The organism is Clostridium sp. LIBA-8553, assembly GCF_057782465.1.
This window is the reverse complement of the sequence record NZ_CM173489.1, coordinates 1,517,853-1,538,762: the sequence shown is the minus strand read 5'-3', so window position 1 is coordinate 1,538,762 and position 20,910 is coordinate 1,517,853. Positions and strand designations below refer to the sequence as shown.

Genomic DNA, 20,910 nt, shown 5'->3' with positions numbered 1-20,910 from the left:
ATTATTCTGTTATAAAAAAAAGATTGTATAAGCTTATACAACCTAAAAACTAAATTGTTTTTAAAAATTTATATAAAACTTACACAATCTCTAAAGCCAAATTATATAGCTAAGAATTTTTGGAATCTTTCTCTCACTGCTTCCTCACCCATAATTTGCATTATTGTATAAAGGTCTGGTGTATTAGCTCTATGTGTTAAAGCTGCTCTTACAGCTCCTGCAACATCTGAAACCATTCCTTTATATTCTTCTGGGTTCTTTTTATATTTCTTTCTATCAGTAGCATATCCTAATTCTACAGCAACTTCTTTTAAATCTGAGAACCAAGTATCCTTATCTGTATTGAAGTTATATGCTTTTGCATAAGCTTCTATTATTCTCTTAGCTTCTTCTAATTCTAAAGTCTTTGGTAATTCAACATCATTAGCTGTTTCCTTATCAAATAACTCATCAAAGAAATAGAATATTTTTTCTCTAACTTCATCCCATTTAGCAAAGTCTTTTCTTGGCTTTGGACCTTCTTTATCTATATTGAATACTTCTTTCATCATAGCTTCTTTTGAAGTAACTAAATCATACATTTCTTTATCATATTCTTTAGCCCAGTTTGTATATAAATCATAAACAACTTCTGGTTTCATTTTACAGATAACATCTTTACTTACATCATTTAATTTAACTAAATCAAATAAAGCTCCACTCTTACTCATTTTATCTAGTTCAACTTTGTAATCATGATAATCTGCATCTGGATTTTCAGCTCTCCACTCCTCAAATGCTGAGTTTATTATATTTAAAAGATATTCAATAACTGATTGAGCTGGATATCCTTTTTCACTGTAATAACTCACTGCACTTTCCGGATCTTTTCTCTTTGATAATTTTCTTTTTGAACTTCCATCCATTTTCATTATTGTTGGAATATGAGCATACTTAGGTGCTTCTACTCCTAAAACTTCAAACATTTGAAGATGTATTGGAAGTGATGATAACCATTCTTCTCCTCTTATAACATGAGTAGTTCTCATTAATGTATCATCTATTGCATGAGCAAAGTGATAAGTTGGAAGGCCATCACCTTTTATTATTACTACATCTTGAAGATTTTCTGGGAATGAAACCTCTCCCTTTATCATGTCATGAGCAACAACTCTCTTTTCAGGATTTCCAGGTGACTTCATTCTTATAACATAACTTTCACCAGCTTCAATTCTCTTTATAGCCTCTTCTGGTGATAAATCTCTATATTTAGCAAACTCTCCATAACATCCTGGAGTTAATTTTTCTGCAATTTGTTTTTCTCTTAAAGCTTCTAATTCTTCAGAAGTCATAAAGCATGGATAAGCTAATCCTTTTCTTAAAAGATCCTTAACAAAAGCTCTGTATATATCAGCTCTTTGACTTTGTTTATATGGTGCATAAGCTCCCTTTTCTGAATTTTCACCAGTTATTCCTTCATCAAAATCCATTCCAAAGTTGTGCATAGTTTTTATAGTATCATCTATAGCACCTTCAACTTCTCTCTTTTGGTCAGTATCTTCTATTCTTAAGTAGAATATTCCACCACTTTGATGAGCTAATCTTTCATTTATTAATGAAGCAAAAACCCCTCCTATATGTTGGAATCCAGTTGGACTTGGTGCATATCTTAATACTTTAGCACCTTCTTTTAATTCTCTCTTTGGATATTTTTCAAAATAATATTCCGGTGTTTTATCTATATCTGGGAATATTAAATTGGCTAATTTTTCATAACTCATTCTTTTCACTTTCCTTTCTAAACTTATGTAATAAAAAAAGCCCTTCGTCCTAAAAATTAGGACGAAAGACTTAACTTCCGCGTTACCACCTAAATTAGTTAGCTAAGCTAACTCACTCATAATTAATTAAGGGAATTACCCCTAGACCTACTCCTTAAAATTAAGATTTTCAGTCTATGCTCCGAAGCTTCTTTCTATAAGATTATTTTTCAGGCTCACACCACCCCTAAATCGCTTTGAAATAACTACTTATATACTCTTCTTCATCATAACAATAAAATATTTGGTTTTAAATAACAAATTCTATTATATCAGATTCTTTAAAGTTGTAAATAAAAAATATTATTATTTTTAACTTTAACAATCTCTAATATGATTATAGCACATACAAATTAGTAAATAGATTATTTTAATTTCACTTATAGTAAAATATTACTTAAAATTTTATTGATATTTAACTTTTTTTCTTAATATCTTTATATTTAAACATCTTAATCATTAAATAACCTTATTTATTATAAAAATAATACAAAATATATTATTAATATTTGTACTTAATGCTTTATTTATGTATATTTTTTCTCATAAAATCATTCCAAATCATAAGATTCCTTTTATCCTCTAAAAGCTTGTACCTAATATTTACGTCTTCACAAGAAATATTACAAAGTTTTGCTCTTAAAATCCATATTTTTAATAAAAAACTTAAAGTATTTGAATACGCTTCTATTTCTTTTGTTATATGTGGATTATAAATATTGACCTCTTCATTATTTAAAAAGTCTTTGAATTCTTTTTTATATGATTTCACTTCATCTTTAATATAATTTTCATCTTCTCCTAAAAACCATGTCCACAAAATATACTCGTATTCCTCTAAATAATCAACTACCTTTTTATCATCTAAGTAATTTTTAAGATTCCATAAATGAATTAAACTATTGCCAAATAAATAATTAGCTGCAAAAGCATTACATTTATCACCTAATAATTCATAAAAAAGATTTTGCATAGAGAATTTTTCTTTTTTATTCTCTACTAAGTAATTTATAATTTTATTATTTTTCTCTTCCTCATTTTTTAATTCTTCTATACAAAAAATCAATAGTGGAGCTTTAGTATAATGAAGAAACTCTATTTTACCATGACTTCTTATGCTTGCCTCCTCCATAGGAATAACGCTAAACCTACTTGGCTCTTTTAATGTCATATATAAATATCTAGTATATAAAATAGCCATTTCATTTTTGAAGCTTATTCCTAAGCTCTCTTTTAAATCTTCATCTAAAGATTCTAAAGCCAGATTTTCATAGTAGGTTGCTAATCCTTCTGTTAACCAAAGGTTCGGTGGAAGGTGATAATCCCTTGATTTTAAAACATCATCCATGAAAGCATGAAACAATCTATGAGATAAAAGTTGCCAATCTCTCTTATTATCCATATCAAAAGTTGCACTTATAACATTTTTTCCACTTCCACCCAATATATAAGGATTTTCTTTTTTACTTTTTCTTAATAAAACTATATTTATATCTTTTTTATTAAAAGAATTTATTTTAAATAAATTAAAGTAATAATCACAAATTCCTTTTATATTCCCTATAAGCCTCTTTTTTCTTTTTTCATCTTCACTAAGAAGATTGTTTTCTATGTGGTTATATATTGTTATATTTCCATAACTCTCTTTAAAATCTATTTTTTCAAAATAACCAAAAGTATAAGATGATTTCATTATTTCATATATATCACTCCAAATAATATTGGTGCACTTTGACTTAAAATCTTCTTTTTTAAAAGGAATTATACTCTTAACCTCATTTACTTTATTAAGTTCCAAAAGATTGTTATTTTCAAGTTGTTTCTCCTTGAAACTTTCAGGATTTAAAACTTCTGCAAATTTTGAAAAATCTATTTCTATGGTGCTATCAAATTTACTATTATCATTCATGGCAAGCATTTCAACTGGTAATAATAATATCTGTTCTCCCATGAAGGTTATTAAATCATCACTTAACTCTCCTCCACTTCCATGCTTACCTAAGCCACCAATAAGAACATCATATTCTAAAACCAAATTACTATGGTAGCTATTTATATATATAAAGTTTGAATCATAATAAAATTTTTCTTTACACCTTATATTTTTAATTTTGGACTTTCCCTTATAAAATTGAATTTCTTTTCCTAAGGAAACCCCTTTAACTTCCAACCTTATATTTAAAAAATCCTTTTTATTTGAAATTTTTCTTACTGAAAATTTAATATCTCCATATCCCATTTATATCCTCCCACATCTAACTATCCGTATTTCTAATAACTTCTCCTGATTTACTTATATATAGCTTTTCTAAAGGTTCATAAATTTCTTCTTTTTTCAAGCTCTTTGAATATAGATTAACTCCATAATATATTTGGTTGTTGATTTCTTTCTCACCCCATATATTGACTTCTAAATCACTATTATTTAATGAGACCTCATATTTTTTCGCAATATTTTCTAACTCTATGCGCTCATTATTGCTTATATTTAGTTTGGTTATAAGTCCTTCAATTCCAGTTAAGTGTTCTCCATTTTCACCTTTTAAAACATTGCCTTTTTTACTTATAAGAATTCTATCCACTACTCCTGTTAAATCATCACTTTTTGCACTTTTAGAATAAAGTGTTATTTGGTAATATCTTTCCTTACCTATTTCTTTAAAGCCATCTATATTAGCTCCTAAATCCAAAAAAGTCATCTTATCTTCATACTTTAATGCATACTCTTTTATATTTTTTTCCTCTTCCTTTGTTAAAGATATTTTGGTACCATCTTCTATATTTATATTTTCTTTCTCTTTTTGCTCCATCATATTGTCTTTATGGCCATTTTTAACAACTAAAGGATCAATATTTTTATTTAAATTAACAGCCTTTTTACTCTCTAACAAAGTACTTCCGTAAGTCAAAACCCCATCTAAAAATAAGAAAAAAACTAAAATAGTTCCAATTAAAATTCTTTTCACTTGTAAACAACTCCAATCAACTTTATCTTAAGTATATTATTTACAAACCCATTAATTTATAACCATTTCAATAGGGATTTTATTAATTCTAATATTATGTTAATTATAATTCAAGTAAAAAAACTCTTAATTATATTGTATATATATGATTAAATCTTAGAGACTTTATTAAAAATCTCTAAGACTTATAAACTTAATATTGGCTTTTTAGATAAAGTTCAATACTTGATATTAATTAGCTTCTATTAAATAAAGATATATAAGCTTTATAGTATTTTCTAAAGCATCATAATGTGTTCTTTCCATTCCATGAGATGCATGTACTCCTGGTCCAATTAAAGCTCCTCTTATGTTATTTCCACCTTTTAAAGCAGCTCCAACATCTGACCCATATCTCGGATATACATCTACTGCATAACTTAAATTATTTTCCTTAGCAAGTCTTATAAGCTCTGATGTCATTTTATAATCATAAGGACCTCCTGAATCCTTTGCACAAATAGAGACATCATACTCGGTGCAACTTAAATCATCACCAATGCACCCCATATCAACAGCTATCATTTCAGTAATATCCTCTGGTAAATATGATGCTCCATGTCCAACCTCTTCATATACTGATATAAATATTTTAGTTTTATATTTAGGTTTAATATTTTCCCTTTTTAACATTTCTAATAAACCAATTAAGACTGATACACTTCCTTTATCATCTATAAATCTAGATTTTATAAAACCACTTGGTGTTATTATTGTTTTGGGATCTATAAATATAAAGTCTCCTGTCTCTATTCCTAAAGCTTTTACATCTTCTTTATTAAAAACTCTTTCATCAATCCTAACTTCCATATTTTTTGCATCTCTAGTTTTACTTGATGCATCATCATAAACATGTATTGAAGGACTTGTACTTAAAAAAGTACCAGTATATTCTTTTCCCTCTCTTGTTCTTATTACACAATATTCTGAATCTAAAGTAGGTACTATAGGGCCTCCTACTAATTCAAATTTTAAAGTTCCATTAGGTGTTATTGATCTAACCATAGCCCCTAATGTATCTACATGAGCAGCTAATCCTATGACTTTTTCATCACTTTCTCCTGGAATAGTTACTATTCCGCATCCTTTGTTAGTTAACTCTAGTTCATAACCTAATTCTTTAATTATTTTTTCTATTTTCCCCATAATCTCAAAGCAAAATCCACTTGGACTATTAAAGCTTAAAATCTTCTCTGCCACATCTAAAATAAAACTTTTATTTATACTTATCATTTATTTCGCCCCCTCTAATTATATGGATTATTATACCACATTCCATTTAAATAATAGAGTGAATAAAAATTTGTAAATCCAAAGTAATTTTATTCAAAGTAAAATTTATGACTTCTTGTTACTTAATTGCTTAAAATATATAATTAATATTGAATATAGATTAGAGGTGTTTTAATGAAAAATAAAGAATTATTAAAAGAATGTACTCTTTGCAATAGAAATTGCAAAGTTAATAGATTTAATACTTTAGGAATATGTAAGGCCAATGAAAAAGTTAAAGTAGCTAGGGCAGAACTTCACCACTGGGAAGAACCACCTATTTCTTTTAGAAATGGATCTGGAACAGTATTCTTCTCTCATTGTAATTTAAAATGTGTTTTTTGCCAAAACCATGAGATAAGTCAAGATTTTAAAGGACTTGAAATCTCAATAGAAAGACTATCAGAAATCTTCCTAGAACTTCAAGAAAAGGGAGCAGAAAACATAAATTTAGTTACCCCAACACACTATGCTATTCAAATATTAGAAGCTTTGAAAATAGCAAAAGAAAATGGGTTAAATATTCCTATTCTGTATAATACTAATGGATATGATAGTTTAGAGACTATTAAACTTTTAGATGGATATATAGATGTTTATCTTCCAGATTTTAAATATTTTAAAGATGATTATGCATTTAAATACTCAAAGATAAAAAACTATAAAGATAATTTAATTCCTGTACTTGATGAAATGTTTAGACAAGTTGGTACTCCTAAATTTTCAGAGGACGGCAAACTTTTAAAAGGTATGATAATAAGACATTTAATGCTTCCTGGTTTATTATTTGATTCAAAAAAGGTTATTGATACAATTTTTTCAAGATTTGGTCACAATGTCTTTATAAGTATAATGAATCAATACACTCCAATGAATAGAGCATGTGATTATCCTGAAATAAATAAGCCTTTAAATCCTAAACATTATGATTCATTAATAGATTATGCTTCATCCTTAGGAATAAAAAATGCCTTTATACAAGAGAGCGGAACTAATTCAAAAGCTTATGTTCCTTCATTTAAGTACGAAGGAGTCCTTAAAAATAATTAATTACATCATTCAAATTATTATTTTGTGTAAATCCATACATATACAGTTGTAAATTTTCTTTTAACATAAAAACAATATTAACTGCATTATTAATAAATCTAATTTAAAAATAGTTAGACTACATATACTTTAAAACTCCTTAAATGTAGTCTAACTATTTTATGATATTATCTTTCTTATTTTTTCTATATCCTTTATTATTAATGATTTATTTCCTCTAATTTCTATTAGTCCTTCATGCTCAAAAATAGAAAGTTTTCTACTCATAGTTTCTCTAGTTATTCCGCAATAATTAGCCATGTCTTCTCTATTAATAGGTAAATCAATGAATATTTCTCCATTCTCTAACTTCCCATATTTTCGCTTAAATTCTTTTAACATATATGCTATTCTTACTTTAACGTCATTAGTAGCTAATTTATGTGCAAATTCTTCTGTTTCCTTTAAACGACTTGTTAAAGATTTCAAAACAACCATTGCTATTCTTGGATTTTCTTCTAAAATACTATCAACTTCATACTTATCTATAGCACAAACTATAACATCATTTAAAGCAATGGCATTAAATGAAATACCCTCTTCATTATCAAAAAGACTTGTTTCACCGAAATAATCTCCTACGGAAAAAATATGCATTATTTGCTCTTTTCCTCCTTTAGTTAGTTTAGATATCTTTACACTTCCTTTACTGACTAAAAATAATTTAGAAAGCGATTCACCTTCATAACATATGTATTCTCCTTTATTAAAATGAAAACATGCCATTCCAGTAGCTAATTTATTAAATTCTTCTTCTGTTAAATCTTTAAATATAGTCAATTCTTTGTTACATAAGCAACTTTTATAGCCCTTGCAATCACATTTTTTCATAAACCTTCTCCTAACTTCATGTTTTTTCTTAACACATCATAATATTAATTATAATATATTTATGTAATTTATTCATATTTTTTTAACATAATAAATTAATTTATTTTACCACTTGTTTATTTCTTAACTTATTCTTATAATATATTTATATTCAAATATTTTTATTATCAAAATATTTGTTGTTCTAATTTTTTAATCGAAAGGATTGTTTTTATGAATATAAAACCACTTACCATTGGAAATATATCAGCTAGATTACCTATAATTCAAGGGGGTATGGGTATAGGTGTGTCTCTTTCAAATTTAGCTGGAGCTGTATCAAAAGCTGGAGGAATAGGAATAATATCCGGAGCTCAACCAGGATATTTAGAAGAAGATTTTAAGAGAAATCCTTTAGAGGCTAACTTAAGAGCTCTAAAAAAACATATAAAATTAGCAAAAGAAAAATCACAAAATGGAATTATTGGTGTTAATCTAATGGTAGCTATGAATAATTATGCTGAACATGTAAAAGCTGCTATAGATTCTGGAGTTGATCTAATAATATCTGGAGCTGGTCTTCCATCTCATTTACCTAAATTTACAAAAGGTAGCAATGTTAAAATAGCCCCTATAGTCTCTTCTCTTAAAGCTGCAAAAGTAATTTTAAAACTTTGGGACAGACATCATAAAGTTGCTCCAGATATGATAGTAATAGAAGGACCAAAAGCAGGAGGCCATTTAGGATTTACTAAAGATTCTCTTGAAGAAGAAACTAAAAACTTTGATTCAACTATACTTGATATAATAAAAGAAAAATCTAGCTATGAAGATAAATATGAAAAGAAAATACCAGTAGTCGTTGCTGGAGGAATTTTTGATGGAAATGATATTGCAAAATATTTAAAACTTGGAGCAAGTGGAGTTCAAATGGCAACTCGCTTTGTTGCAACTAAAGAATGTGATGCTAATATAAAATTTAAGGAAGCATATATAAACTGTAATGAAAACAATATATCTATAGTAAAAAGTCCTGTTGGAATGCCAGGAAGAGCTATTAGAAATTCCTTTGTAGAAAGTACTGAAAAGGAAAAATCTAAGGTTACTCACTGTTATAATTGCTTAATTCCATGTAATCCGGCAGATACTCCTTATTGCATAAGCCAAGCACTTATAAATGCAGTAAAAGGTGATTTAGAAAATGGTCTTATCTTCTGTGGTGAAAACGCCTCAAAGATAAATAAGATAGTTTCTGTAGAAACTCTAATGAATGAATTAGAAAGAGAATTATTAGAAGCTTAAAAATTAGCTGTATAAAAAGTTGTAAATAATAAAATGTTAAAATTCTATTGTTTACAACTTTTTTATACAGCTTTTAATTTAGTAATTTAATTCTAAAAGACATAAACCATGAGCTGGTGCTTTCTCTGAAGCTTTTGCTCTTTCCTTAGCTTCTAGTATATCAACTATGTAATTAGGTTCTATTTCACCTAGTCCGACAGCCACCAATGTACCTACTATTATTCTTACCATATTTAATAAGAATCCATTACCATTTATTTTTAAATTTATTATGTTATTTTTTTCATTAACATCAATACTATTTATAGTTCTTAAGGTTGATTTATTTTTTGATTTTAAGCTTGTAAAACTTTTAAAGTCATGAGTTCCTATTAAATATTCAGAAGCTTCTTTCATTGCATCTAAATCTAATTTACTTTTAATATGCCATGAATACTTTCTTAAAAACACATCTTTAAACCTATTATTATCAATAGTATATTCATAAGTTTTTGATTTCACATTAAATCTAGCATGAAATCTTTCGCTTGCATCCTTAAGTTCTTTTACTCTTATATCTTCTGGTAAATATTCATTTATATACTCAATCATCTGATCTAAAGTTATAAGAGAGTTAGTTTTAAAATTAGCAATATAATTTTTAGCATGTACTCCACTATCAGTTCTTCCACAACCAATAACCTGAATTTCTTCACTTGTCATCTTACTTAAAACATTTTCTAATTTATCCTGAACTGTAGCAACATTACTACCCTTTTGGTTTTGCTTTTGCCATCCCTTATACTTACTGCCATCATAATCTAAAGTCATTTTTATATTTCTCATTTTGTTTTCCTTTCAAAAGTAACCTATGTGTTCTTTACTCTTCTTTTAAATCTTTGTTTAATTATTTTTTATAAATACTATCAGCTAAAATTGTACTATCAATAAAAATATATGACAATTAAAACTTTTATTTTTTATTGCTTTTCATATAGCATTTCTATATGAGGAATATCATCTTCTAAATATGTTTCTGAAACCTTTTTAAAACCAATCTTTTCATAAAAGCCTTTTGCATACTCTTGGGCTGAAATTCTTATTTTCTCTTCATTTAATTCATTTTCAATAAAACTTATAGCCCTTTTCATACATTCTTTTGAAAGCTTTTTCCCTCTAAATTTCTCATTAGATAGAACTCTTCCTATGGAAGCCTCTTCATAAGATATTCCTCTTCTTAATATTCTTGAATAAGCCCCAATTTCTCCATTAATCTCACAATAAATGTGGTATGCATCTAAATCTTTGTTATCACAATCCTGATAAGGGCAATTTTGTTCTACAACAAATACTTTATTTCTAATTCTAAGTATTTTATAAAGTTCATTTAAATCTAATTCATTAAAGTGCTTTAATACCCATTTCATTTTACACACTCCTTAAAATAAAAACTAATTATTTTACTTTCCCTTTGGATATATATATATTTATTTCATAAATAGCTATTGGCAAATAAATAACCTCTCTATACATAAAATCCTGTTAGACTTAATTATATAGAGAGGTTATCTAGTAAACAATAGATTAGTATAATTTTTATTAATTTTCTCATTAATCTGAACTTTTATTCTAAAATTTTGTAAGCTTTTAATTTTTATCTTTATATTTTAACTTTTTTATTATAATATAATTAAATAAACATTAAGAGGTGATTCTGTGAAAACCATGCAAAAGTTATTAAGTAAAACTAGACAAGCCATAAAAGAATATAATCTTATTGAAAATGGTGACAAAATAGCTGTAGGACTTTCTGGAGGAAAAGATAGTCTAACTCTTTTACATATATTGAAAAACTATCAGAGATTCTCTCCTGAAAAATTTGAACTTATAGCAATAACCTTAAATCCTGGTGGAGTTGATAACAGTCCTTTACATGAACTTTGTAAAAATATAGATGTTCCATTTTATGAAATCCAAACTAACATAAAAGAAATAGTTTTTGATATAAAAAAAGAAAAAAATCCTTGTTCTTTATGTGCTAACCTTAGAAGAGGTGCTTTAAATGACAATGCTCAAAAACTTGGTTGTAATAAAGTGGCATTAGGCCATCATAAAGATGATGCCTTAGAGACCCTTATGCTTTCAATAAGCTATGAAGGAAGAATAAACTGTTTTTCTCCAAAAAGCTTCATGCATAAAAACAATTTAACTCTTATAAGACCTATGGTGTTTATTGAGGAAAGTCAGATTAGAAAGGCAACTTTAGAGTATAAATTTCCTATAATAAAAAATCCTTGTCCTGCTGATGGTAAAACTAAAAGAGAAGATATAAAAAATTTAATTAGAGATTTAGATAAGAGCATGCCAGGTTTCAAGAAAAATCTTTTTAAATCCTTAACCAATACAGATCAAATGTTTGTGTGGGATAAAGAAATAGTAAGAAAAATGTAAAATGAAGTGTACAAGAAAACTTGTACACTTTATTTCTTAATGAATATATATATCTGATAATTCTATTTTATATATCTCATCTCTTCTTTCTTGATTAAATGTAAGAGCAGCTTCATCTAAAGGTGAATTTTCTATCTTTCTCATAGGTATTTTTATTATAAATTCTGTTCCCTCTCCAAGTTCACTATGGACTTCTATTTCACCATTATGAATTTTAACTAACTCATTAACTATAAACAATCCAATTCCACTACCTTCATTAACTTTAGTTAATCTATTATTTATTATTTTAAATCTATCAAAAAGCAAATGAATTTTATCCTTTGGTATCCCTATCCCTGTATCTTTAATACTTATATTTACGTACTTTTCATCAAAACTCATATAAACGTCTATATTTCCATTTTCTCTATTAAACTTTATGGCATTGGATAAAACATTTAATATTATGCGCTCTAAGTGGCTTAGATCAAAGGCAACTATTTTCTCCTCTTCCTCTGTATCAAATGTAATATCAATCTTATTAGCTTGTGCGAATTCACATATAGACATTGTTATATCTTCTACGCAACTAACAATATTATGATTTTCTATATTTATATTAAAGAATCCTGCTTCTAACTTAGTGCTATCTATTAAATTATTTATTAATTTTAATAACCTAAAAACGTTTTGTTTTCCTATTTTTATATAATTAAGATAGCTATTATTATTACCTTCCTTAGAATTTTTTAATTTTAATTCTAAGAGCTGAAATATACTAAATATTAAATTTACTGGTGTCTTAAATTCATGAGATATATTAGCAAAAAACTCCTTTCTAAGCTTTTCCATTTCATTTTTCTCATACATACTGTCTGTTATATCATTTATAACTATAATTCTTCTTATAGTCTTTCCTTCTTCATTCTTTATTGCATTTGCTCTAAACCAAACAGTTCTAACTTCATTATCTGCTCTAATTATTCTGGCCTTCTCAGAGAAAAACTTTTCAAAATCAATATCTACGAATTTATATCTATCTTCTGGATGAATTCTATCCAATTTAATTATCATACTTTCCTCTTTGTATAATTCTTTGCAATTTAATCCATATAATCTTTCAAAAGCATCATTTACATAAACAGTTTTAGTACCCTCCTTAACTATTACTACGTCATCTAAATAATTTAAAACTTCAAAAAACATACTATCATTTTTTTGTAGCATCTGCTCTACAGCTTTTTTATATGATATATCTCTAGTTAAGCCTATTATTCCTTTTATTTCATTATTTTCATCAAAATATGGAGCTTTTATTGTTTCTTCTAAATAACCATCATTATTTGCAAACTCCCATTCTTCACCATACACTCTTTTTTCTTTAGATTTAATAACTTCCATATCAGTTTTATAAAACATCTCTAATCTATAATCATCATTAAAAAAAATTTCTCTATCGGTTTTGCCTATTATATTCTTTTTTTCCATTCCAACTTTATTTTCAAAAGCCTTATTACAATTTATATATTTTCCATCGATATCTTTAAAAAATACATAATCGGTTAGAGAATCTAAAAATAAATCTAGCATATCTTTTTCTTGTTCTAATTTATTCTCTAATTCATCATACTCTTTTAATACATCTTTCTTAAACCAAATAACCGCATAATCTTTGTCCATTGTCTTTACATTTATAAATTTATTAGTGTACTCACTTAAACCTAAGTCTTTTTCTACCTTTTGAAAAGGTTTACCTTTGAATATATTGTTTAGCTTTAAGTTATTATTTAATATTTCACTTAATAGTTTTCCATTTAAACTTTCTATACTAGACTTTATTATTAATAAGTCACTAAAGTCTCTACTTTTTAATTTTCCATAAATGTAATCCATAGGACATGATTCTAATATTGTCTCGAAATTAAAATCTTTCATCTATAACTCCCCTTTAAGTTATGAAACTCACTCATTTACAAATTAAAACAATTTTCCCTATATTTTATTATATTTTTTTTAATCCTTTAACACAATACATTAAATTTATTTTAATGATGTTAACATATAAGAATTATATATTTAAATATATCTTTTACCTTAGAATCTCTTTTAAGTCAAGTACTATATATTTCTTTTAAAGTTAATTAACTATAACTACATATTTATTTAATCATTAATTCATGCTATTAATATTTTTTTCACACTTTACCACTAAATTACAAAATAGTATAATGAAAATAATATAGAATATACTTAAAATACATATTTTAAGTATTAAATATATACAAAGTTTAATAATATAAAAGAACATAGGAGGAGGTAAACAAATGAGTAAAAAGAAAAAAATTACATTCCCAACAGCCTTTACAGTACTGTTCATCGTATTAATTTTATCAGCTATTTTAACATATTTAATTCCAGCAGGATCATACTCAAAATTGTCCTACAACGAAGCTGAAAATATGTTTGTTATTACGAATCCTCAGGGAAAAAGTTCTAAGGAAGCTGCAACTCAAAGCACTTTAGATAACCTTGGAATAAAAATAAGCTTAGATAAGTTTACTGATGGAAGTATAAACAAACCTATAGCTATACCTAACACATATGAAAAGGTTACCCAAAACCCCCAAGGTCTTGCTCAAATAATAGAGGCACCTATTCAAGGAACTTACGATACAATAGATATAATAATGTTTGTTCTTATAATTGGCGGAGTAATAGGAGTACTAAATACTACAGGAGCATTTAACGCTGGTATTGCTAGTCTTTCTAAAATAACTAAGGGAAAAGAATATATTCTTATAATATTATTATCAGTACTTATTTCTCTTGGTGGTACTACTTTTGGATTAGCAGAGGAAACAATTGCTCTTTATCCTATACTACTCCCAATATTCCTGGCCTCTGGTTATGATGCTATAGTATGTATAGCTACAATATATATGGGTTCTTCAATAGGAACAATGTTTTCAACTGTAAACCCATTTTCTTCTGTAATAGCTTCAACAGCTGCAGGGATAAGCTTTAAAGAAGGACTTAATTTTAGGATGATAGGATTAATTTTAGCTACAGCTATAACAATTATTTATATACTTAGATATGCTCGTAAAGTCAAAAATGATCCATCAAAATCACTTGTATATGATCAAAAGGATGAAATAGATTCTAAATTTCTTCATGAATCCGCTAGAGATGTGCCAGTATTTACTTGGAGATTAAAGCTTATGCTTTTAATTTTTGCTGCTGCCTTTGTAATTTTAGTTTATGGTGTTTCCTCTAAGGGATGGGGATTCATACAAATGACAGCTCTATTCCTTGTTGTCGGAATAATCTTAGGATTCATATCAGGTCTTGGCGAAAAGAAATTCGTTAATTGTTTTATTGCCGGTGCTGCTGACCTTGTTGGTGTTGCTCTAGTTATCGGTGTTGCAAGATCTATTAACTTAATACTTGAGAATGGTAAGATATCTGATACTTTACTTTATGTGTTCTCTAATGGAGTCCAAGGTATGGATAAGAACGTCTTTATACTATTAATGCTTATAATATTCATAATTTTAGGTTTCTTTATTCCATCATCTTCAGGTCTTGCAGTTTTATCAATTCCAATTATGGCACCACTTGCAGACACTGTTGGATTACCAAGAGATGTTATAGTTAGTGCTTACCAATTTGGTCAAGGCTTAATCTCATTTATAACACCAACCGGATTAATTTTAGCAACCCTTGCTATGGTTGATGTGACATATAATAAATGGTTAAAATTCATTATGCCTCTTATGGGCATTATAACAGCTTTTGCAGCTATACTTTTACTAATACAAGTTCATCTATAAGATCTTAAAAATGCATGGTTTAAAATAAACCATGCATTTTTTATTTTGGATGAAAAACTTTTATATTTAACCCTATAACTTATTATAGGAATATTATTTATCCTCCTTTGAAATAATAAATTTATATTGTTAAACTAAGGAGGAATTTTTTTGGAATTAACATCAAACTTTGATAAAAATATAAATACTTTGTCGAAAGCCTTAAGAGTTGGAAAAAGTTTTGATATAATTGAACGCTCCATAATTATAGGTGATAAAAAAGCAACTATGTATTATATTGATGGCTTTGTAAAAGATGACATAATGGAACTAATAATGAGTGATTTCTTCGAATTAAGCAGAACCCAAATGAGTTTAATAAAATCACCTAAAGATTTTATTAAAAGACAAATCCCTTATGTAGAGGTTGCAGAAGAAACTTCTATAAAAAATATAGTTTCTCAAGTACTCAGTGGACAGACAGCTTTAATATTAGAAGATTTCTCTAGTGCAATTATGATTGACCTTAGAACTTATCCAGTTAGAGGAGTACAAGAGCCTGAAACAGAAAAGGTTCTAAGGGGGTCTAGGGATGGTTTTGTAGAAACAATTGTCTTTAATACAGCTTTAATAAGAAGACGGATTAGAGATCCAAGATTAACTTTTGAGATGGTCTCAATAGGAAATGTTTCAAAAACGGATGTGGTAATCTCTTTTTTAGATGAGGTTGTTGATAAAAAAACTCTTGATATGATAAGAAAAAAATTTGCTAACTTAGATATCCAAGCATTGACTATGAGTGAGCAAAGCCTTGTAGAATCCATTGCAAATGCATCTTGGTATAATCCGTTCCCAAAAGTTAGGTACACAGAGAGACCTGATATCGCTGCAGCTCATATAACCGAAGGTAAAATAGTTGTTATAATAGACAACTCTCCTTCTGTTATAATTTTGCCAACTACCATATTTGATTTCATACAGGATGTAGATGATTACTATCTTCCAGTAATAACAGGTAACTTTGTTCGTTTTTTAAGAAATTTTATATTAATATCTACAATTTTTATTACACCACTTTATTTACTCTTGGTTCAAAATGCGGGTAGATTACCAGATTACTTAATATTTTTACTCCCTGATGAAGGATATAAAGTACCATTAATAATTCAGTTTTTACTTCTTGAGGTTGCTGTAGATGGATTAAAACTAGCATCATTAAATACCCCTAATGCTCTAGGTATGTCCTTATCTGTTATAGGTGGATTAATTTTAGGCCAGTTTGCAGTAGATACTGGTTGGTTCTTACCTCAAACGATATTATACATGGCTATAGTTACACTAGGTAGTTTTTCTCAACCTAGTTTGGAACTTAGCTATGCATTTAAATTTTTAAGAACCTTCCTGCTTATATTAACAAGCTTATTTAATGTAATTGGATTTATTGCAGGATTAATACTTGGTTTAGTCTTAATTGCAACCAATAAAACTCTAACTGGAGATTCTTATTTATACCCACTTATTCCATTTGATTGGAAAGCACTTAAAGCACTTATATTTAGGGTAAGATTAATACCTAAGCAAAAAGATTAATAGAAATAAAATGGCTTTATTAAAGTAATATTAAATCTTAATTATCATTACAAGATTTTATACTTTAATAGAGCCTTTAATTATTAAATAACTTCAATACTACTATACTTCCTAATATGCATTGTTCTATTTTTCCTACATAACTCTTTACTTAAAATTTCAGTTTCTAAAAAAGTACAAAATCCTTCATCATATATTTTATTTTAGGGTTGAATATAGCACTGCCTCCTGCAAATTCACAATTTTTCTTACCACTTTCTAAATCTCTTAGATATCTATCTAACTCCTCATTATATCTAAACTGAGTAGAATTAACCAATATACTTACAAGAAAAATATTTTAACATTTAGTAAAAAAGAAGGATTTTGTTAAATATTGTAGAAATTATTAACTTATAAAAAGTTTGGAGGATTTTAAATGAAAAATATAAGAAAAACTTTAAGTATATTATTACTCTTAATCTTTTTAATCCCAGCTACCACCGTTCTTTGTCGTGCTGGTGGTGGCGGAGGCGGAGGTGGCGGGGGTGGTGGCGGAGGCGGAGGTGGCGGAAGAAGTAGTTCTTCTTCAGGCGGTTCCTCTGGGAGAAGTCATAACTCTCATTATGAAAATGGAATTAGTTTTCTAGGAATAACTATATTTCTAGGAATACACTTCATTTTCTTTAAGAATGGTTCAGTATATAAATACAAGATTTATTCTAGGAAAAGAGAGACTCTTTCCACCATAAAAGACTTTGAAATAGAAAATCCCTCTTGGAATTTCTACGAAATAGAAACCCAAATCGAAGATTCATTTCCTCTAATTCAAGAGGCTTGGATGAATAGAGATTATTCTCCTGTAAGGCATTTAATGACAGATGACTTTTATAAAACTCATACTGTAAAAATGAATTGGATGATTTTAAAAAAAGAAAAAAATATATTAGATAGAATAAAGCTAAATAAAGTAACCCCTGTATTAGCTGTTGAAGATAGTGAAAATCATGATGATTTTATTTGGGTATTACTAAATGCAAAAATGGTTGACTATACTATTAATGAAGAAAACCTTGAAGTAATTGACGGTGATCCTTTAGCCACTAACTCTTTTGAGGAATTCTGGAAATTTGTAAGAAAAGATGATAAATGGTTAGCTGATAAAATACTTCAAGTAAGTGATATAGACTCATTAGATTACTTTGATAGCCTAAAAAAATAGATTATTGAAAAAAACTAGATTTATTTTTGCTTATATAAATGCATCAGTTATTTAACTGATGCATTTATATATTAAATTTAATCTTCCTCTTTTAATTCAGCTATAAACTCTTGAGCCTTTATTTTTAAAGGACTGTCATCTTTAAGTTTTTGTAAACCAATACTAAATCCTTCTTTATCTATTACTAATCCATCTGTAGGAATATACCATTTTACTCTTCTGCAATGTTGCATTGGTAACTCATCTAATCCAACCTTATTGAATATAGGCTCAAATCTATAAGGACTTGTTACTTTACCAGCTGCCACAATAGTAAAACTTCCATCTCCTGAATTTATCTGTTTTAATATAAGTACATCTCCAACTTTAACCTCTTCTGCAAATCTTTGAATCAATATGCCCTCTTTACCAAGAGATTCATACTCTTCTTTATTGTCAAAATAATCTCCTTTATCTCCAGGGCCAACAATTGCTACACCTAAATCAAAGAATATATCTATTAAATTTGTGTTACCTATCTCTGCTGATATTTGCCAATAATTCATAATTATTACCTTCTTTCATCTTTCTTAATATAAAAACAAAGTTATCAACAAAGTAAATATTACTTTATAATAATATATTATACTCCTTAAAATTATATTTGTTTAGCACTAAAAATTTCAGATTATCCTCTTAAGTATGAAGACATATACACTATAACTTCTCTTATTCTATTTAGCTCACTTTCTTTATTATATTTTCTCCAAATTGATGTATAATCATAAAACCAAAGTTCTAACTCTTTTGCTAAATTCTCCTTATCTATAACTAATAAGCATTCCTTATCAAACTCTTTTTCAAGTAATACTAGTAAAAATTTATCTATAAGCTCCCAACCTTTTGAAGATATAATAAAGCTTTGCATAACTTCTTTATCTTCAACCTCTCTAAGAAGTTTAATAAAATCTTTTTTAACTTCTGAAGCAACTTTATATCCTGCAAAAACTTTTAAAGAATCTATATTTTTTATTTCTTCTCTAATCTCTTCTCTTTCATTAAATTTTTCTTTCCATCTAACAAGCTCTCCCCATCCAGCAACTTGGTTTTTAGAAAGCTTATCCATTAAAGAGACTACTGTCATAGATTTATCTCCAAATTCCATAAAAGATATTGATTTGAACATCTCATCAAAATCGCCCTCATCTGGGTTCCAAGAGATAGCTCCTCCATAAATCATAGATGGTATTGAATTAGCAAGTAAATTAACGTTTCCATAGTCACCCCAATTTGTGTTTAAAACACCTATAGCTCCATACTTTCTTCCATGAGCAACCATTCTACTTATATTACTAAAAGAACCTTCAATAAGATTCATCATCATATTCCATCCACCTACCCCTGGACAAACATACTGTTCCTTATTATGTTCTGCTATTATTTTAGTAGCTATATCATTAGCTTGAGGATGGTAATTCCAAGTTAAACAAGTTAAATCTTCTGGTATGTCACTTAAAAGCTCTGGATATCCAACTATTATATCTCCCCAAAACATAACATTTTTATTAAATCTTTTTACAATCTCATAAACCTTATTTAAAAACTCTGTATATATTTTTCCTACTCCTAATTTATCTGCATATTCTTTGCTTTTTCCCTTTCCTAAATCAAAGGTTTCATCACAACAAATATTAAATTTATCAGAACTGAATAAAGGAATAAATTCTAATAGCATTGACTCAACAAATTCTAAACTTTTACTATTAGTTACGTCTAATGTATGATGAGCCATTCTGTCAACAAAAGAATACTCTTCATCTCCTATTTCTAATTCACAAAGTTCTCTAAAAGATTTGCTTCTTAAAGCTTCATATAAATGGCCGAAAGTAGATAATGATGGTACAAGCTCCACATGTCTTTCTCTACAATATTTATCTAAAACCAATATTTCTTCAGCCGTTAATGGATCTTTATCCATCCATACCTCACTCATTCCTTTGAATGCAAAAGTATGCTCTATATATAATTGAAGTTGGTTTATTTTATAGAAGGCCGCTTTATCAACTAAGTCTTTTAATGTTTCTAGAGTTGGCACTTTTCCTCTTGTAACATCATGATAAAATCCACGGTATTTAAAATAAGGAGTATCTTCTATTGAAATACTAGGTAAACATGCTCCAAATTCTCTTATAATTTGTCTAAAAGTTTGTCCTCCATAAAATATTCCAGCATCTCTTCCCTCTATTACTACATGATTTTCATTAATTCCTAATTTATATGCTTCTTCATTTGAAAATTTGGCTTTTTTAAGAATTATTGCATTATCATAATCCTTTTGCATAAATAATTTATTTATATTAAGCTTAAACCCTAAGTTTTTTTCTATTTCTTTTTGAATCATAATAGCTAAATTAAGCTCATCAAAAGATAATTCACTACTTAATATAATTTCTGTATCTCTTTCAATAAGGAAATTCCCATCTTTTTCAACTATACTTTTTGGTCTTGGTATTAAATGCATCAATCTTCCCCCTAATACAAACTAAAACTTTACTTTAATTCCAAAATTACTCATAATAATATTAAACAATATAAATGTTTACTATAATTATATAAAATTATTTTCTTTATTTAAGTAA

General features: G+C 27.6%; 17 protein-coding genes and 1 other annotated feature. Of the genes, 6 read left to right on the top strand and 11 right to left on the bottom strand.

Annotated elements, in window-relative coordinates:
* Window positions 1-101 precede the first annotated feature (101 nt).
* The 4 genes from gltX to AC2JAQ_RS06780 form a co-directional block, all read right to left on the bottom strand.
* Window positions 102-1,760 (bottom strand): glutamate--tRNA ligase, encoded by a 1,659-nt coding sequence (gltX, locus tag AC2JAQ_RS06795; protein ID WP_488458533.1) that lies wholly within the window; start codon window positions 1,758-1,760, stop codon window positions 102-104.
* 54 nt (window positions 1,761-1,814) lie between these two features.
* Window positions 1,815-2,039 (bottom strand) — a binding site (T-box leader).
* A gap of 283 nt (window positions 2,040-2,322) precedes the next feature.
* Window positions 2,323-4,038 carry a hypothetical protein gene (locus tag AC2JAQ_RS06790; protein ID WP_488458532.1) on the bottom strand — a complete coding sequence of 572 codons (1,716 nt, stop codon included), beginning with the start codon at window positions 4,036-4,038 and terminating at the stop codon, window positions 2,323-2,325.
* Window positions 4,039-4,054: 16 nt separating this feature from the next.
* Window positions 4,055-4,765: a hypothetical protein gene (locus AC2JAQ_RS06785; RefSeq protein ID WP_488458531.1), complete on the bottom strand. Its 711-nt coding sequence runs from the start codon at window positions 4,763-4,765 to the stop codon at window positions 4,055-4,057.
* 231 nt (window positions 4,766-4,996) lie between these two features.
* Window positions 4,997-6,037: a M42 family metallopeptidase gene (locus AC2JAQ_RS06780; protein ID WP_488458530.1), complete on the bottom strand. Its 1,041-nt coding sequence runs from the start codon at window positions 6,035-6,037 to the stop codon at window positions 4,997-4,999.
* 174 nt (window positions 6,038-6,211) lie between these two features.
* On the opposite strand from AC2JAQ_RS06780, the gene AC2JAQ_RS06775 reads away from it, so the two are divergent.
* The gene (locus tag AC2JAQ_RS06775; protein WP_488458529.1) at window positions 6,212-7,126 is read left to right on the top strand and encodes a radical SAM protein; all 915 of its coding nucleotides are present in this window, start codon (window positions 6,212-6,214) and stop codon (window positions 7,124-7,126) included.
* 159 nt (window positions 7,127-7,285) lie between these two features.
* Here AC2JAQ_RS06775 and AC2JAQ_RS06770 read toward each other — a convergent pair whose 3' ends face one another.
* The gene (locus tag AC2JAQ_RS06770; protein WP_488458528.1) at window positions 7,286-7,996 is read right to left on the bottom strand and encodes a Crp/Fnr family transcriptional regulator; all 711 of its coding nucleotides are present in this window, start codon (window positions 7,994-7,996) and stop codon (window positions 7,286-7,288) included.
* Window positions 7,997-8,209: 213 nt separating this feature from the next.
* Here AC2JAQ_RS06770 and AC2JAQ_RS06765 point away from each other — a divergent pair, with 213 nt between their 5' ends.
* A complete protein-coding gene (locus tag AC2JAQ_RS06765) occupies window positions 8,210-9,277 on the top strand; it encodes an NAD(P)H-dependent flavin oxidoreductase (RefSeq protein ID WP_488458527.1) in 1,068 nt (355 codons plus the stop codon).
* A 78-nt stretch (window positions 9,278-9,355) separates the two neighbouring features.
* On the opposite strand, the gene truA is transcribed toward AC2JAQ_RS06765, so the two are convergent.
* Both truA and AC2JAQ_RS06755 read right to left on the bottom strand, forming a co-directional pair.
* Window positions 9,356-10,102 (bottom strand): tRNA pseudouridine(38-40) synthase TruA, encoded by a 747-nt coding sequence (gene truA / locus AC2JAQ_RS06760; protein ID WP_488458526.1) that lies wholly within the window; start codon window positions 10,100-10,102, stop codon window positions 9,356-9,358.
* A 134-nt stretch (window positions 10,103-10,236) separates the two neighbouring features.
* Window positions 10,237-10,683: a GNAT family N-acetyltransferase gene (locus AC2JAQ_RS06755; protein ID WP_488458525.1), complete on the bottom strand. Its 447-nt coding sequence runs from the start codon at window positions 10,681-10,683 to the stop codon at window positions 10,237-10,239.
* A gap of 298 nt (window positions 10,684-10,981) precedes the next feature.
* Here AC2JAQ_RS06755 and AC2JAQ_RS06750 point away from each other — a divergent pair, with 298 nt between their 5' ends.
* Entirely contained in the window at window positions 10,982-11,707 is a 726-nt protein-coding gene (locus AC2JAQ_RS06750; protein WP_488458785.1) for a tRNA 2-thiocytidine biosynthesis TtcA family protein, read from the top strand.
* A gap of 36 nt (window positions 11,708-11,743) precedes the next feature.
* Here the strand turns inward: AC2JAQ_RS06750 and AC2JAQ_RS06745 are convergent, their stop codons facing one another.
* A complete protein-coding gene (locus tag AC2JAQ_RS06745) occupies window positions 11,744-13,624 on the bottom strand; it encodes a sensor histidine kinase (protein WP_488458524.1) in 1,881 nt (626 codons plus the stop codon).
* Between the two features lie 389 nt (window positions 13,625-14,013).
* On the opposite strand from AC2JAQ_RS06745, the gene AC2JAQ_RS06740 reads away from it, so the two are divergent.
* Together AC2JAQ_RS06740 and AC2JAQ_RS06735 are read left to right on the top strand one after the other, a co-directional pair.
* On the top strand, window positions 14,014-15,522 hold the full coding sequence (locus tag AC2JAQ_RS06740) for a YfcC family protein (RefSeq protein WP_488458523.1): 1,509 nt from the start codon (window positions 14,014-14,016) through the stop codon (window positions 15,520-15,522).
* A gap of 150 nt (window positions 15,523-15,672) precedes the next feature.
* Complete coding sequence (locus AC2JAQ_RS06735) at window positions 15,673-17,091, top strand: spore germination protein (protein WP_488458522.1); 1,419 nt, start codon at window positions 15,673-15,675, stop codon at window positions 17,089-17,091.
* A 166-nt stretch (window positions 17,092-17,257) separates the two neighbouring features.
* Here the strand turns inward: AC2JAQ_RS06735 and AC2JAQ_RS06730 are convergent, their stop codons facing one another.
* Window positions 17,258-17,428 carry a pantoate--beta-alanine ligase gene (locus tag AC2JAQ_RS06730; RefSeq protein WP_488458784.1) on the bottom strand — a complete coding sequence of 57 codons (171 nt, stop codon included), beginning with the start codon at window positions 17,426-17,428 and terminating at the stop codon, window positions 17,258-17,260.
* Between the two features lie 81 nt (window positions 17,429-17,509).
* Here AC2JAQ_RS06730 and AC2JAQ_RS06725 point away from each other — a divergent pair, with 81 nt between their 5' ends.
* Entirely contained in the window at window positions 17,510-18,292 is a 783-nt protein-coding gene (locus tag AC2JAQ_RS06725) for a Tim44 domain-containing protein (RefSeq protein WP_488458521.1), read from the top strand.
* A 77-nt stretch (window positions 18,293-18,369) separates the two neighbouring features.
* Here the strand turns inward: AC2JAQ_RS06725 and AC2JAQ_RS06720 are convergent, their stop codons facing one another.
* Window positions 18,370-18,837, bottom strand: coding sequence for a hypothetical protein (locus tag AC2JAQ_RS06720; RefSeq protein WP_488458520.1), 468 nt, complete (start codon window positions 18,835-18,837; stop codon window positions 18,370-18,372).
* Between the two features lie 122 nt (window positions 18,838-18,959).
* Window positions 18,960-20,792 carry a beta-N-acetylhexosaminidase gene (locus AC2JAQ_RS06715; RefSeq protein WP_488458519.1) on the bottom strand — a complete coding sequence of 611 codons (1,833 nt, stop codon included), beginning with the start codon at window positions 20,790-20,792 and terminating at the stop codon, window positions 18,960-18,962.
* Window positions 20,793-20,910: the final 118 nt, after the last annotated feature.

Excerpts from the sequence above, each read along its gene's own strand:
- gltX (WP_488458533.1), bottom strand. The coding sequence starts at position 1,760 with ATGAGTTATGAAAAATTAGCCAATTTAATATTCCCAGATATAGATAAA.
- AC2JAQ_RS06790 (WP_488458532.1), bottom strand. The coding sequence starts at position 4,038 with ATGGGATATGGAGATATTAAATTTTCAGTAAGAAAAATTTCAAATAAA.
- AC2JAQ_RS06780 (WP_488458530.1), bottom strand. The coding sequence starts at position 6,037 with ATGATAAGTATAAATAAAAGTTTTATTTTAGATGTGGCAGAGAAGATT.
- AC2JAQ_RS06775 (WP_488458529.1), top strand. The coding sequence starts at position 6,212 with ATGAAAAATAAAGAATTATTAAAAGAATGTACTCTTTGCAATAGAAAT.
- AC2JAQ_RS06770 (WP_488458528.1), bottom strand. The coding sequence starts at position 7,996 with ATGAAAAAATGTGATTGCAAGGGCTATAAAAGTTGCTTATGTAACAAA.
- AC2JAQ_RS06765 (WP_488458527.1), top strand. The coding sequence starts at position 8,210 with ATGAATATAAAACCACTTACCATTGGAAATATATCAGCTAGATTACCT.
- truA (WP_488458526.1), bottom strand. The coding sequence starts at position 10,102 with ATGAGAAATATAAAAATGACTTTAGATTATGATGGCAGTAAGTATAAG.
- AC2JAQ_RS06755 (WP_488458525.1), bottom strand. The coding sequence starts at position 10,683 with ATGAAATGGGTATTAAAGCACTTTAATGAATTAGATTTAAATGAACTT.
- AC2JAQ_RS06750 (WP_488458785.1), top strand. The coding sequence starts at position 10,982 with ATGCAAAAGTTATTAAGTAAAACTAGACAAGCCATAAAAGAATATAAT.
- AC2JAQ_RS06745 (WP_488458524.1), bottom strand. The coding sequence starts at position 13,624 with ATGAAAGATTTTAATTTCGAGACAATATTAGAATCATGTCCTATGGAT.
- AC2JAQ_RS06740 (WP_488458523.1), top strand. The coding sequence starts at position 14,014 with ATGAGTAAAAAGAAAAAAATTACATTCCCAACAGCCTTTACAGTACTG.
- AC2JAQ_RS06725 (WP_488458521.1), top strand. The coding sequence starts at position 17,510 with ATGAAAAATATAAGAAAAACTTTAAGTATATTATTACTCTTAATCTTT.
- AC2JAQ_RS06720 (WP_488458520.1), bottom strand. The coding sequence starts at position 18,837 with ATGAATTATTGGCAAATATCAGCAGAGATAGGTAACACAAATTTAATA.
- AC2JAQ_RS06715 (WP_488458519.1), bottom strand. The coding sequence starts at position 20,792 with ATGCATTTAATACCAAGACCAAAAAGTATAGTTGAAAAAGATGGGAAT.